This is a genomic window from Arthrobacter sp. C2 (assembly GCA_024207135.1).
GTDB lineage: Bacteria > Actinomycetota > Actinomycetes > Actinomycetales > Micrococcaceae > Paeniglutamicibacter.
In genome coordinates this window covers 4,232,945-4,246,816 of sequence record CP042428.1, presented here as the reverse complement: position 1 = coordinate 4,246,816, position 13,872 = coordinate 4,232,945, and the positions used below count along the sequence as shown (strand labels likewise).

10 protein-coding genes are annotated in these 13,872 nt (G+C 67.1%); 4 read left to right on the top strand and 6 right to left on the bottom strand.

Features of this window, described 5'->3' with window-relative positions:
* The first annotated feature begins 204 nt into the window (after nt 1-204).
* The 4 genes from FPY90_RS19380 (at nt 205) to FPY90_RS19365 (ending at nt 8,084) form a co-directional block, all read left to right on the top strand.
* Complete coding sequence (locus tag FPY90_RS19380) at nt 205-726, top strand: peroxiredoxin (protein WP_498682844.1); 522 nt, start codon at nt 205-207, stop codon at nt 724-726.
* A gap of 574 nt (nt 727-1,300) precedes the next feature.
* The gene (locus FPY90_RS19375) at nt 1,301-3,901 is read left to right on the top strand and encodes a biotin carboxylase (RefSeq protein ID WP_498682842.1); all 2,601 of its coding nucleotides are present in this window, start codon (nt 1,301-1,303) and stop codon (nt 3,899-3,901) included.
* 80 nt (nt 3,902-3,981) lie between these two features.
* Nucleotides 3,982-5,277 carry a serine hydrolase domain-containing protein gene (locus FPY90_RS19370; RefSeq protein ID WP_498682840.1) on the top strand — a complete coding sequence of 432 codons (1,296 nt, stop codon included), beginning with the start codon at nt 3,982-3,984 and terminating at the stop codon, nt 5,275-5,277.
* Between the two features lie 62 nt (nt 5,278-5,339).
* Nucleotides 5,340-8,084, top strand: coding sequence for an aminotransferase class I/II-fold pyridoxal phosphate-dependent enzyme (locus FPY90_RS19365; protein WP_498685626.1), 2,745 nt, complete (start codon nt 5,340-5,342; stop codon nt 8,082-8,084).
* Nucleotides 8,085-8,157: 73 nt separating this feature from the next.
* On the opposite strand, the gene FPY90_RS19360 is transcribed toward FPY90_RS19365, so the two are convergent.
* The 6 genes from FPY90_RS19360 to FPY90_RS19335 all read right to left on the bottom strand — a co-directional run bounded on the left by FPY90_RS19360 (nt 8,158) and on the right by FPY90_RS19335 (nt 13,868).
* Nucleotides 8,158-8,643 carry a universal stress protein gene (locus FPY90_RS19360; protein WP_071215559.1) on the bottom strand — a complete coding sequence of 162 codons (486 nt, stop codon included), beginning with the start codon at nt 8,641-8,643 and terminating at the stop codon, nt 8,158-8,160.
* 44 nt (nt 8,644-8,687) lie between these two features.
* Nucleotides 8,688-9,875, bottom strand: coding sequence for a TerC family protein (locus FPY90_RS19355; RefSeq protein ID WP_498682838.1), 1,188 nt, complete (start codon nt 9,873-9,875; stop codon nt 8,688-8,690).
* A gap of 361 nt (nt 9,876-10,236) precedes the next feature.
* Nucleotides 10,237-10,773: a ferritin gene (locus FPY90_RS19350; RefSeq protein ID WP_071215557.1), complete on the bottom strand. Its 537-nt coding sequence runs from the start codon at nt 10,771-10,773 to the stop codon at nt 10,237-10,239.
* A 342-nt stretch (nt 10,774-11,115) separates the two neighbouring features.
* Nucleotides 11,116-12,087 carry a PDR/VanB family oxidoreductase gene (locus tag FPY90_RS19345; RefSeq protein ID WP_498682836.1) on the bottom strand — a complete coding sequence of 324 codons (972 nt, stop codon included), beginning with the start codon at nt 12,085-12,087 and terminating at the stop codon, nt 11,116-11,118.
* Nucleotides 12,088-12,132: 45 nt separating this feature from the next.
* Complete coding sequence (locus FPY90_RS19340; protein ID WP_498682834.1) at nt 12,133-12,936, bottom strand: amino acid ABC transporter ATP-binding protein; 804 nt, start codon at nt 12,934-12,936, stop codon at nt 12,133-12,135.
* Nucleotides 12,933-13,868 (bottom strand): amino acid ABC transporter permease, encoded by a 936-nt coding sequence (locus FPY90_RS19335; RefSeq protein ID WP_498682833.1) that lies wholly within the window; start codon nt 13,866-13,868, stop codon nt 12,933-12,935. The genes FPY90_RS19340 and FPY90_RS19335 overlap by 4 nt, the downstream gene beginning before the upstream one ends.
* Between the last annotated feature and the right edge of the window lie 4 nt (nt 13,869-13,872).

The following is a 13,872-nucleotide window of genomic DNA, read 5'->3' as shown; positions in this document are numbered from 1 at the left end:
GCCAGTCTAGGAGCGGGGCACAGGTTCTGAACAGGAAATATCGACGGAATCGACTTTCCCCGGGAAATTCGCAGGAAGCAGGTGTTCGACGCGGCCGGAGGTTGGCCGGGCGCAGGTTCCGGAGGCACCAAGCCGTGTGGTGGGGGCAGTGGCAGGCAAGCCGTCAACGGCTGCGCCGGCGCCCGGCGTGGGAAGATGATGGACATGCCCACAACCTTCCCCGCCGAGCACTTGGTCGGAGAGCAATTCCCGTTGCTTTCCCTGCCGTCCACCACAGGGGAAACCATGGGGCCGATGGATTTCGCCACCGGTTCCTTCGTGCTGTTCATCTATCCGCGCACCGGGCGCCCGGACCGTGTGGAATCGCCAGAGTGGTCGCTGGTTCCCGACGCCAAGGGCTGCACCCCGGAGGCCTGCGAATTCCGCGACCTCGCCGCCGACTTCGCGTCAATCGGCTACCGTGTCCTTGGCCTGTCAAGCCAAGAGACGGACTACCAGCGCGAGGCCGCCGAACGCCTGCACCTGCCCTACCCGCTGCTTTCGGATCCCGGCTTCGTGCTGGCCACCGCGTGCGGCCTGCCGACCTTCGGCTTCGACGGCGAGCTGCTCCACGTCCGCAGCACCTTGGTCGTGCGCGAGCGCCTGATCACGCACGCATTCCTCGGCATCACCGAAGCGGCGGCGCATCCGCGCGACCTGATCAATCGGCTCCGCACCGGCAGGTAGCCGGCGCCCCCACCGTTCGACCCATGGCATGGCAGGTCCGTACCGGCGCCGGGCTTTCCCGCGAGTGTCTTCAGGCCTGCCACAGGTCACATTCGGAATTCTTACGGATTATTAACCATCCTCGATTCCGCCGACGACACATCGATTCCATCTCGGCCGGTCTCCCCCCACACCCCGGAAGGCGCACCGGCGGGACGCCCATGAGGCCCACGTCACCCCACGTCGGAGGACGTTTTTCCGGAATATTGCCCGCATCCCGGGCAGCGTCCGGCCCGGGACAGCCCGGGTCTGCGCCACGGGTGGCAAAATCCGCCGCACGAGACCAACACCTGTCGTACACACGTCGTTCACCTGCCCCACTTACGTTGGCTGGACTTGACGAAGGAAAGGGTGAATCCGCAATGGAAGGTCCTGGGCAGCCGCCCCGGGCCCGACGCGGAGGACGATGTCCACGGTTTTGCCTGATGGCCGCCGTGCTTCTCGCTTGAAGGCGCGCTGCATGCGGGAATCGGGCACGCCGGAGGCGTCCTCCACCACGGGATTCGACCTCTTCCCCCAACAAAGGAGTAGGGCCATGACCGCACGCGCGAACACTACCGGCAAGAAAATCGGCCAGCCAAGCAAGCTCGACCAGCGGGTGGCCACACCCGTGACCGGCAAGACCCCTGAAGCGTCCAAGGCCACTCCCGCCGAATCTGCGGCGCAGACCTCGCCCGGGGCCGCTCCCACGACACGAACCACGGCGGCCAAGACCGTGGCAGCGGCAGCGAAGAAGGCCACGGAATCGTCGGCGTCGCGGACCGGCGCAGCCGCAAAGACAGTAGCCCAGAAGCCGGCGGCAGCAAAGGCCGCCAAAGCGGAGCCCAACGCTGCAAGGACCGCGACCACGCCGGCAGCCAAGGTTGCCGGCGTGAAGCCGGTCGCGGCCAAGGCCCCCGCAGATAAGCCGGCCACGGCAAGGGCCATGGCACCAGACACGACGTCCTCCGCAAAAACCACCGGTCTGAAGCCCTCGGCAGCCAAGGCCACCGAAGACAAGCCCGCCACGGCACCCGCCACGACGTCCTCCGCAAGAACCACCGGTCTGAAGCCCTCGGCAGCCAAGGCCAGCGAAGACAAGCCCGCCGAGCCCAAGACCACCGAGGCGAAGCCCGCCGCCAAGCTTTCACCGGCCCTTGCCGTGCCCCCGCGAGCGACAACGACCACGAAGCCCGCTACCTCGCCGATCTTCGCCGGCCCGAGCGACGAGGCCAAGAGCACGGAAACCAAGCCCACGGAAACCGCTGCTTCCCCGGGTTCCGCCGCGGCCCTGCCCCGGACCACGACGACCACCGGCGACACCACCACCAAGGCGCCAGCGGTCCCCGGCACCCCGGCTTCTACCTCGGGCCACGCCGCAACACCGGCTGCGACCACGCCTGCCGCGACGGCACCGGCACGAGCTGCCGCCACAGCGTCGATCGACACTGCGGCGCTCACGCCCGAGGCAACGTCCCCGAGCACCAAGCCACAAACCCCTGCCATCGGCACCGCAGAAACCAAGCCGGCAACCCCGGTGGCGGAGCCGATGCCGCGCGCCACCCCTTCCGGTCCGGAGGCCCCCGAGGCCACCGTCGGCACCGACGCGGCCTTCGCCTCCACCGTTCCGTGCCCGACCCTCCCGCACACCCTGCGCAACATCTCCGAGGTCCGCCACTTCTTCCGCACCAACGACGTACCGATCTTCTTCATCGGAGCCACCCCGTTCAACCTGCTGGGCCTGGACCGCTGGGTCCGCAACTTCACCTACGTCAGCTACTACGACGCCTGGGACGGCGCCCACCCACGGGTCTTCACCCCCGCGCACAAGCCCTACCGCGAGTTCGGCTCGGGCGAGGAAATCAACAACTGGCTGCTGCTGAATCCCGAGGTCCGCGCCCGCATGACCAAGGACTTGCGTCCCGGGGTGCGTCCCAAGGTCGCGATGGTCTTCTTCGACACGGAGACCGAGCAGATCTGCGAGGAGCTGGGCTACGACCTGATCCTGCCCTCGGCCGCATTGCGCCACCGGCTCGACTCGAAGATCACCACCACCGTCCTGGGCAACGAGGCCGGGGTGTCCTCGGTGCCCAACGTGCTGGGCACCGGCAGCGACTACAAGACGCTGCGCGCGGCCGCCGATGCCGCCGGGCTCGGCGACGAACTCGTCGTCCAGACACCTTACGGGGACTCGGGCAAGACCACCTTCTTCATCAACTCCGAGGCGGACTGGGAGAAGCACGGCTCCGGGATCGTCGGGGAGGAAATCAAGATCATGCGCCGGATCAACAACCTGCCGGTGGCCGTCGAGGCGGTGCTGACCCGTTCGGGCACCCTGGTCGGCCCGTTCCTCACCGAGCTGGCGGGCCACGCGGATCTGACCCCGTACCCCGGGGGCTGGTGCGGCAACGAGATGCACCCCGACGTCTTCACCGACTCGCAGCGGACCCGGGCCACGGAACTGGTCAAGCGCATGGGCGACCGCCTGGCCAAGGAAGGCTACCGCGGCTTCTTCGAGGTCGACGTGCTGGTGGACACCGATTCCGACGAGGTCTACCTCGGCGAACTTAACCCGCGCATTTCCGGGGCCAGCGCCATCACCAACGTCACCGCAGGCGCCTACGCCGATGTCCCGTTGTTCCTCTTCCACCTGCTCGAGTACATGGACGTGGAATTCGAGCTGGACATCGAGGAGATCAACGAGCGCTGGGAAGCGCTCTCCGGGGCCGATGTGTGGAGCCAGATGGTCATCAAGGAAACCTCCGAGACCCTCGAGCTGCTCACCGCCACCCCGGCCACCGGCCAGTACCACCTCGACGCCAACGGCGCCCTGGTCTTCGGCCGCGCCGCCATGGACTGGCACATGTTGCAGAACGAGTCCGAGGCGTTCTTCCTGCGCGTCTACGGGCCGGGTGACTACCGCTGGAAGGGCGGGGACCTGGGCATCCTGGTGACCAAGGGGCGACTGCAGGTCGAGCGCAACGGGTCGCGGCAGCTGAGCATCCGCGCCCGGCACTTCATCGACTCCATCCGGGCGGGCTTCGCCGGGCTGCCGCTGGGCGGCGCCGTGCTGGAGCAGGAGATTCGCTCCGACGGCGTCGTCGAGGTGAACGTCCACGCGGACGGCACCGGGATCGGGGTGCAGTCGCGTTGGTAACACCCGTGAATCCGGACGCCGCACACCGGCGGCGTCCCTGATGCCGCACCGATGCGGCGCCGCCGGCGGCGGGGGCAGCCGTGCTGGGAACTGACCCCGGGTACGGCGCCCCCGCCGCGGGCGTGGGAGTGGGCAACTGGCAGCTGCCGCACAACCTGCGCTGGTCCTTCCAACACATCTCCGAGTTCCTGCCCACCGCGCTGATCTCGCGCGGGACCACCCCGGTGTCGGTGCTGCCGTGCGCGCCCCGGGACCTGGGTCCCATCGTGCTGCCCGCCGCCTACCCCGGCGAGCCGCCGATGACCGTGGCCTCGGTCATGGCGGAAACCAACACCGACGCCTGGATGCTGCTTCACCGCGGAAACGTGCTCGCCGAGTCCTACCTCGGCGGGATGCTCCCGAGCACGGAGCACCTGCTGATGTCGGTGAGCAAGTCGATGGTCGGAACGGTGGCGGGGGTGCTGCATGATGCGGGGCTGCTGGACACCGCGGCTCCGCTGACCGACTACATCCCGGCGCTGGCCGGCACCGGCTATGCCGGGGCCACGGTGCGGCACCTCTTGGACATGCGCTCGGGCATTGCGTTCTCCGAGGAATACCTCGATCCGCACGCGGAGGTGCGGATGCTGGAGGAGGCGATCGGCTGGGCCCCGTCCGTGCGCCCCGGACCGGTGGGGATGTACCCGTACCTCAAGACGCTGCGGCAGAAATGGGGGCACGGCGGGGTCTTCGAGTACCGGTCCTGCGAGACCGACATGCTCGGCTGGGTCTGCGAGGCCGTGGCCCGGGCACCCATGCCGATGCTGCTCTCCCACCTGCTCTGGGGCAAGCTCGGCGCCGAGCACAACGCCTCGATCGGCACCGACCAGTTCGGCACCGGCATGTTCGACGGAGGCATCAACGCCACGCTGCGGGACCTGGCCCGCTTCGGTTCGCTGTACCTGCATGACGGGGTGGCGCCCTCCGGCGAGCGCGTGCTCTCCCGCTCCTGGATCTCCCAGACGCTGGCCGGGGCCCCGGACTCACGGGCCGCGTTCACCAACAGCCCGGGCGACAACCGGATGCCCGGCGGGATGTACCGGAACCAGATGTGGTTCCCCTACGCGGGCAACGACGTGTTGCTGGCCCTGGGCATCCACGGACAGATGATCTACATCAACCGCCCCGCCCAGGTGGTGGCCGTGAAGCTCTCCGCATGGCCCTACCCGCAGGACGCCGCGAAGCTCTTTGCCACGCTGCGCGCCTTCGATGCGGTTTCCGCGGTGCTCGCCGCCGAGCACCATGCCGAGCGACAGTCCTACCTGCCGCTTTTCTCCGTCCCCCCGCGCGAAAAACCCCATCCCTCCGCCCCGGGAGTCCCGGGAGCACCAGCTTGAGCTCTACCCGCGAGGCCCGCTTGGGCACGCCTTCGAGAAACGGAACAGCAGTGACAGCGCCCATGGCGATCATCGAGCACGACCAATTTGCAACACCTTCCAGCGTCTGGCGGCTGCGCACCGACGCCTGGGAGTACCTGGGCTACGCGGCCAAGCAGCTTCAAGCCCCCACGGATCCGGGCGGCGGCGAACATGCCGTCGAGCCGGGCCTGCTGGCCGAGGTCACCCGCCAGCTGCACGTCCTGGAGGCCGTGGAGACCTATTGGGCGGTTCCCGGCAAGGCGCACGTGCTTGAGCTCGCGACGCGGATCCGGCAAGCCGACTTCGCCGCGGCACTGGCCCTCATCGAGACCGTGACCCGCGGGTTCGCCCGTTTCCGGCACGAGCTCGATGCCAAACTGCCCGACCCCGATCCCGCGGCCGAACCGCTGGACGAACCGCTGGACGCGGCCGTCCCGGCCGTTGCCGATCGCCGCCCGCGCTTCGAGGTGCTGGTCATCGATGACATCTCGGCAACGGTGCGCGAGGAACTCGTCGCCGAGATGGCCGCCCAGCGCCGGGACTCGGACGCCTTCACCTACCAGATCAACGTGGTCCCCTCCCTCGAGGACGCGATCATCGCGGTGCTGCTGAACCCCACCATCCAGGCCTGCATCCTGCGCCCCGGATTCGGGGTCACCGCCCGCCACACCCCGGGAGAGGACCTGCGCCGGTACCTGGACAATTTCCTGGATCCGGCGATCGCCTCCTATCCGCCCAAGGCACGCATCCTGGCGCTGGCCGACAAGCTCAAGGAACTGCGCCCGGAACTGGACCTCTTTCTGGTGGCGGACGTGTCCATCGAGGAACTGGCCGGGCTGGCGAACCGGCGCTTTGCGCGGCTCTTTCGCCGCGAGGAGTCCATGGAACTGCACCTGTCCCTGCTGGGCGGGGTCGCGGCACGCTACAAGACCCCGTTCTTCGACGCCGTGCAGGCCCACAGCCGCAAGCCCGCCGCGGTCTTCCACGCGCTGCCGGTCTCGCGCGGCGGCTCGGTGGTCAACTCCCGGTGGATCAAGGACATGGGCGAGTTCTACGGAATGAACCTGCTGCACGCCGAGACCTCCGCGACCTCCGGCGGGCTGGACTCGCTGCTGGAGCCGCGTTCCACCATCCGCGACGCCCAGGTGCTGGCGGCCCGCGCCTTCGGTGCCCGGCGCTCCTACTTCGTCACCAACGGCACCTCCACGGCCAACAAGATCGTGCACCAGTCGATCCTGGCCCCCGGCGACGTGGTCATCGCCGACCGCAATTGCCACAAGTCCCACCACTACGCGCTGATGCTCGCCGGCGCGCAGGTCGCCTACGTGGACGCCTACCCGCTGAACGAGTACGCCTTCTATGGGGCGGTGCCGCTGCGCACCATCAAGTCGATGCTGCTGGACTACCGCCGGGCCGGGCGGCTGGACCAGGTCAAGATGGTCACGCTGACCAATTGCACCTTCGACGGCATCGTTTACGACGTCGAGCGGGTCATGGCCGAATGCCTGGCCATCAAGCCGGACCTGGTCTTCCTCTGGGACGAGGCTTGGTTCGCGTTCGCCGGCTTCCACCCGATCTACCGGCGGCGCACCGCGATGGCCGCGGCCGCCAAGCTGGTTGCCGATTTCAAGGACCCCGCCTACATCGCCGCCGCCAAGGCCCAGCGGGCGACGCTCTTCGATCCGGTGACCGGGGAACCGGCCGACGACGAGGCGTGGCTGTCCACCCGGCTGCTCCCGGACCCGGAGGCCGCCCGGTTGCGGGTCTACGCGACCCAATCCACGCACAAGACGCTCACCGCGCTGCGCCAGGGCTCGATGATCCACATCTTTGACCAGGACTTCGCGCAGCTGAACGAGGTGACGTTCAAGGCCGCGTACATGACCCACACCTCGACCTCGCCGAACTACCAGATTCTTGCCTCGCTGGACATCGGCCGGCGGCAGGCGGAGCTGGAGGGCTACGAGCTGGTCCAGCGCCAGGCCTACCTGGCCCTGTCGGTGGCCCAGGCGGTGGCCCGGAACCCGCTGCTGAAGAAGTACTTCCGGGTCTTGAGCACCTGCGACTTGATCCCCGAGGAGTTCCGCGAAACCACCCGGCCGATGCCGCTGCGCGACGGGATCGCCGCGATGGACGAGGCCTGGCGCACCGACGAGTTCGTGATGGATCCCAGCCGGCTGACCCTGCACGTCGGGAACACCGGAGTCGACGGGGACACCTTCAAGCACAAGTACCTCATGGACCGCCACGGGATCCAGGTCAACAAGACTTCCCGGAACACGGTGCTGTTCATGACCAACATCGGCACCTCGCGAAGCGCTGTCGCATACCTGATCGACGTGCTGCTCAAGCTCGCCGAGCACTTCGAGACCGAGCGGGCGGAGATGTCCCCGCACGCCCTGGCGGCCCGCGACGCCAGGGTCGCCGGCATGGTCGCCTCCCCGCCGCCGCTGCCGGACTTCAGCCGCTTTGCGCAGCGGTTCCGCAGCGACGCGGACACCATCGACGGGGACATCCGCAGCGCCTACTTCACCACCTACAAAACCGGTTCCTGCGGCTACCTGATGCCCGGCGAGCTCCATGAGCGGGTGGCCGCTGGCGAGGAGGTGGTCTCCGCCGGATTCGTCACCCCCTACCCTCCGGGTTTCCCGGTCCTGGTCCCCGGGCAGGTGTTCACCCGTCAGATCCTGTCCTTCATGGAGGCGCTGGACACCCGGGAGATCCACGGCTTCGACGCGGAGCTCGGCTACCGGGTCATCAACGAGGTCCCGAACCCCAAGTCCTGAGACCAAAACCCATGCCCGAAGGGGCAACGGGCAGGCAGTGGCGATCGGCCTCCGGTGGCCGGGCGCCACTGCCTCAGGACCGCGGCCGCACCACCAGCACCGGGCAGGCTGCGTGCCGCACGCATTGCTCGCTGACCGATCCCAGCAGCATCCCCTTCAGTCCCCCGCGCCCGCGCGTCCCCACCACCAGCATGCGCGCGTCGTGCGAGATGGCGACGAGGCTCTTGAGCGCCGGCGCATGCGCCGGGCTGTAGCTGATCTCGACGCCGGGGAACTTCTCGGCGACGGGACGCGCGTCGCGCTCCATCTCGTCCTTGACCGCGGCGGCAAACTCCTCGAACGGCGGGACGTATCCGGAGGTCCACTGTGCCGGCTTCGGTGCCGTGACGATGGACCATGCCCGGGCGACGACCACCGGCAGCGCCAACTGCCCGGCAAGTTCCACGGCCATCTCCAGGGCGAGCTGCGCTCCCGCGGACCCGTCGTGCCCCACGACGATGCTTCCTGCCGCTGCCGGCTGGATGGTAGGTGTTGCGCCAAAGGGGTTTTCGCTGTCCATGGTCGTTTCTCCTTGCTGGTCGGATTCCTGCCCGCGGGCAATGGCTATTGCTGCAGGTACTCATCGTGCTGCCGGTGTGCCTCGGCCACCAGCGCGCGGATCTTGTCGACGTCCTTGGCCTTGTTGCGGTATTTCAGGTCCATCGCATGGATTTGCGCCTCCTCCTGCGTCAGCAGCCGGTAGACCCGCTCGCGCTCGGCGGGATCGGCGGTATAGCCGAGGTCCATGAATTCAACGGCATGCCGCCGGGCACTGTTGATCGCCGTCTGCGCCTTGCCCGCCTTGCTCAGCAGCGAGGCAACCACCGTCACCAGCAGCACCCCGATGATGAAGCCCAGGGACAGTCCCGTGGTGATCTCGATGACCGGGACGGGTTCGCCGTCGTTGATGAAGGGCAGGTTGTTCTCGTGCAGCGCGTGGAGCACCAGCTTGATGCCGATGAACGCCAGGATCGCGGCCAGCCCGTAGGAGAGGTAGATGAGGCGGTCCAGCAGGCCATCGAGCAGGAAGTACAGCTGGCGCAGCCCCATCAGCGAAAAGGCGGTGGCGGTGAAGACGATGTACACGTTCTGCGTCAGGCCGAAGATCGCAGGAATGGAGTCAAGCGCGAACAGGATGTCGGTGCCGCCGATCGACACCATGACCAGCAGCATGGGGGTCAGCGCCCGCTTGCCGTGGTGCATGGTGAACAGCTTGTCGCCGTCGAAGTGGTCGGTCGTGTGCAGGAACCTCTTGGCCAGGCGCATGATGAAGTTGTCCGACTGGTCCGTCGCGTGGTCCCCGGGCTTGAGCAGGTTGCCGGCGGTGAGCAGCAGGATCAGGCCGAAGAGGTAGAACACCCAGGCAAAGGAATTGATCAGCGCCGCACCCAGGAAGATGAACCCGGTCCGGGCGATCAGCGAGAACACGATGCCGAACAGGAGCACCTTTTGCTGGTCCTCGCGCGGGACCCGGAAGCTGGCGATGATGATGAGGAAGACAAACAGGTTGTCGACCGACAGCGCCTTTTCCGTGATGTAGCCGGCGAAGTACTCCGAGCCCATCGTGGTCCCGCCGAAGACCAGGACCAGGATTCCGAACAGGATGGCGATCCCCACATAGACCGATGACCAGATCGAGGCTTCCTTGAGCGTGGGCACGTGGGCCTTGCGGATGTGGAAGAAGTAGTCGAAGGCGAGCAGGGCAAGAATGGCGACGATGGTGATGCCCCAGATAAGGGGTGAAACGCTCATGTGTCCCTGCTTTCGGACGGCGGTGCGCGGGTCGGGCGCCGTGGGCTGCGTTGCCGAGCCTGAGCCAAGACACCCCCTTCCGGGCCGTGGCCGAATCCGCGGTGACTAGCAACGCAGCAAGTCCATTTCGACAAAAGTAGCATCTGGACTGGTCGTTTGTTAACCCCTTCAGAGCTGCGAGAAGCCCTCGGCCCCCTTCTCCGGACGGGGCCGCAGGATCGCTGGCCGTTTAACGGAACCGGTACAGGCCTGCGGACGCGTCCGCACGCCTGTGCCGGCGCGTGGAATCACCGCGCGAAGGGTTTAATCGTCCAGTTCGGTGTCCCCGGGAAGGAAAATTCCTCGGCCGTTGCGGATTGGCCTAGAGCGCCCCTCCGGCGGCTTCCGGCGTCCCGCCCGATCCGCCGGACTGTCCTGAATCCCCCACCGACTCGCGGGCCAGGAACGTTTCGACATCGAAGAGGTTGCTCGCCCGCCGGGCCACGTTCAGCAGCGTCGACATCGAGGCCACCTCCTCGACCTGCTCCTTGAGGAACCACAGCATGAACTGCTCGCCCAATGGGTCGTCCTCGGCACGGGCCAGGGCAAAGAGCTCCTTGATCCGCTCGGTGACCTCGAGTTCCTGCTCGAGCGCCAGCACCAGTGGATCCTCCGCCGATTCGAAGTCGTTGCGCACCGCTTTGACGCCCGGGATGCTGGCCCTGATGCCGCGGTCCAGCATGTAACGGACCATCATCATGGCGTGGTTCCGTTCTTCCAGGGATTGGCGGTAGAAGTGTTTCGCCAGCTGCGGCAGGTCCTTGCCGTCGTACCAGACAGCGACGGCAATGTATTGCTGGGAGGCGGCGAACTCGTTGCCGATCTGGTCCGTCAGCATGTCGTTGAACTTCGTGCTCATGATGCTCTCCTTGGCCGGGTGTGCTCGGTTGGGGTCCGCCGGTTCTCAACCCACCGGGCCGCAACCGACAGAGTGCCTAGTTCGAGGTTCCCCGCCCCCGCTTGCCTAGTCAAGGGGCCGGGAAGCCCAGTGACCTCGGTGGAGCGACGATCTGCCGCCCCTTTGAACCGCGGAAGCGCATCTTCTTGTACCGCCCCGGGACGGTTTCTCCCGGGACGAATCCGGCAGCACGGGATGCAAGCACCCAGCTCCCCCGCTTTGGCAATGTCGCCATGCGGTTCCCCTCCGCCAAGAATTCGACGGCCACGGTCGCTCGACAAAGTGCGGGCGCCCCTACAGCGCCTAGCCCAGGTCGAGCACCAGGCGCTTGCCCTTGCACCGGGACACGCAGATCATCATGGTGTCCCCGGCCTCACGCTCCTGATCCGAGAGCAGGGAATCGCGGTGGTCGATCTCCCCGGAGAGCACCGGCGTCTCGCAGGTGCCGCAGATCCCCTCGCGGCAGGAGTTCAGCGGGCTCATGCCTGCATCCTCCAAGGCCTGCAGGATGCTCACCCCTACCGGGACGCTTACCTCCGTCCCGTCGGTGCCCTGCACCGTGAATTCGTGGTCGCCCTCGTGCGGTGCCACGGCCGCTCCGGCCGACCCGGGGTCCGCGGCAAAGCGTTCGAAGTGCAGGCGGGACGGGTCCTGCCATCCCCCGGCCAGGGATTCGATCACTTTCAGCAGCGGACCCGGACCGCAGGTATACACGTGGAAGTCCGCAACCGGATCGGCGAGGAGGTCGGCCAGGGGATAGAAGCCGTTCTCGTCGTCGGCGTGGATGTGCACATGGTCCCCGTAGCCAGCGAGCTCGTCGAGGAAAGCCATGTTGTTGCGGCTGCGGCCCATGTAGATCAGTCGCCAGGGCTGATCCCCGGCGGCAGCGGCCCTAACCATGGGAAGGAGCGGGGTGATGCCGATGCCTCCGGCCAGGAACACGTATTGCGGTGCCGGTGCCAGGGCGAAATTGTTCTTGGGTCCGCGCACTTGGATCTTGGTCCCGGGACGCAATTCGTCGTGCACGTAGGCCGATCCGCCGCGCCCGGCCGGTTCGCGCAGCACCGCCAGGCGCCACGAATCCCGTTGGCCGGGATCCGAGCAGAGGGAGTATTGCCGGATCAACCCGTTAGGCAGCAGCACGTCAAGGTGTGCCCCTGCATTCCACTCGGGCAGCGCCCGTCCCAGCGGGTGCCTCAGCTCGAGGGACAGGACGCCGTCGGATTCGCTGGTGATGCGGTGGACTTCGGTTTCAAAGAATTCCAGGGTCGACATCGTTGTGTGCCCTTTCGAAGATGCGTGGATATATGGGTGGATGGGTCAGAGGACCGAGGCCAGGAAGGCGCGGGTGCGTTCATGCTGTGGATTGCCGATGACGTCCCGTGCCGGGCCCTGCTCCACTACATGCCCGTCGTCCATGAACACCACCCGGTCCGCGACGTCCCGGGCGAAGTTCATCTCGTGGGTCACCACGACCATGGTCATGCCGGTGGCCGCCAGGTCCTTCATCACCTTGAGCACCTCGCCAACCAGCTCCGGATCCAACGCGCTGGTCGGCTCGTCAAAGAGCATGACCTTCGGCCGCATGCACAGCGCCCGGGCGATCGCCACGCGCTGCTGCTGCCCGCCCGAAAGCTGCCGCGGATACGCCTTGGCCTTGTCGGCCAACCCCACCGACTCCAACAGGGACAGCGCCCGCGCCGTCGCACTCGAGCGCTTCTCCTTCAGCACCAGGCGCGGCGCCTCGATCAGGTTCTCCAGCACGGTCATGTGCGGGAACAGGTTGAAGTGCTGGAACACCATCCCGATCTCCACCCGGCTGCGGCAGATCTTCGCGTGCGGCTGCTCGTGCAGCTTGGTGCCCTTCAGGTCATAGCCCATCACCGCCCCGTCCACCCACATCCGCCCGCCCTCGATCGTTTCCAGGTGGTTGATGCAGCGCAGCAGCGTCGACTTGCCCGACCCGGAAGGACCGATCAGGCACACCACCTCCCCGCGCTGCACCTGCAGGTCGATGCCCTTCAGCACCTCCAGCCGGCCGTAGCTCTTGCGGATAGCATCGGCCTTGATCATCGGCGCGGGCGCCGTGGCCGTGGCGCCGGTTTCCAGGATGGTCGCACTCATTTCTTCGCTCCCTTGAGGGTCAGCGGGTCGTGCACCCGCATGAACCGCTTGAGTTGTTGCCACGGGGTCTGCGGCAGGCTACGCTGCCCGCCCCTGGCGTAGTGGCGCTCCAGGTAGAACTGCCCGACGCTCAGGATCGAGGTGACCACGATGTACCAGATGCTGGCGACCATCAGCAGCGGGATGGTCTCGAAATTGCGGGCATAGATGATCTGCGCGGAGTACAGCAGCTCGGGCACCGAGATGACCGAGACCAGGGCGGTGGTCTTGAGCATGCCGATGGTTTCGTTGCCCGTGGGCGGGATGATCACGCGCATGGCCTGCGGCAGGATGATCCGCCGCATGGTCTGGAGCCGGTTGATGCCCAGTGCCCCGGCCGCCTCGGACTGGCCGTGCTCCACCGAAAGGATGCCGGCCCGTACGATCTCGGACATGTACGCCGCCTGGTTCAGCCCCAGCCCCAGGATCGCGGCGGTCAGCGGCGTGATCATCGCATTCGTGTCCAAATCCACCCCGGGGATGCCGAAGGTGATGGAGGGATAGAGCGCGGCCAGGTTGTACCAAAAGAGCAACTGCACCAGCACCGGGGTGCCGCGGAAGAAGTTCACATAGGCGAAGGCCGCGGTGCGCACCACCGGGTTCGCCGAGATCCGCATGACGGCCAGCACCACGCCCAGCACGATGCCGATGAGCATGCAGACGGCGGTCAGTTCCAGGGTGATGCCGATGCCGCGCACGATGGAGACGTCGCGGATGTACATCCCGACGGTCTCCCACCCGAAGTTCGGGTTGGTGACCACCGAGCGGGCCAACAGCAACCCCAGCAACACGATCACCGCCGCCGAAATCCAGCGCCCCGGGTGCCTGGCCTTGACGATGCTGTACTCGTCAACCGCGGCCGCGGTCTTCTTGGGTTCGGTCATGAGGGTCATGGGA

Coding starts and splice junctions, on each gene's coding strand:
- FPY90_RS19365 (WP_498685626.1), top strand. CDS start 5,340: ATGGCGATCATCGAGCACGACCAATTTGCAACACCTTCCAGCGTCTGG.
- FPY90_RS19375 (WP_498682842.1), top strand. CDS start 1,301: ATGACCGCACGCGCGAACACTACCGGCAAGAAAATCGGCCAGCCAAGC.
- FPY90_RS19335 (WP_498682833.1), bottom strand. CDS start 13,868: ATGACCCTCATGACCGAACCCAAGAAGACCGCGGCCGCGGTTGACGAG.
- FPY90_RS19360 (WP_071215559.1), bottom strand. CDS start 8,643: ATGGACAGCGAAAACCCCTTTGGCGCAACACCTACCATCCAGCCGGCA.
- FPY90_RS19345 (WP_498682836.1), bottom strand. CDS start 12,087: ATGTCGACCCTGGAATTCTTTGAAACCGAAGTCCACCGCATCACCAGC.
- FPY90_RS19380 (WP_498682844.1), top strand. CDS start 205: ATGCCCACAACCTTCCCCGCCGAGCACTTGGTCGGAGAGCAATTCCCG.
- FPY90_RS19350 (WP_071215557.1), bottom strand. CDS start 10,773: ATGAGCACGAAGTTCAACGACATGCTGACGGACCAGATCGGCAACGAG.
- FPY90_RS19355 (WP_498682838.1), bottom strand. CDS start 9,875: ATGAGCGTTTCACCCCTTATCTGGGGCATCACCATCGTCGCCATTCTT.
- FPY90_RS19340 (WP_498682834.1), bottom strand. CDS start 12,936: ATGAGTGCGACCATCCTGGAAACCGGCGCCACGGCCACGGCGCCCGCG.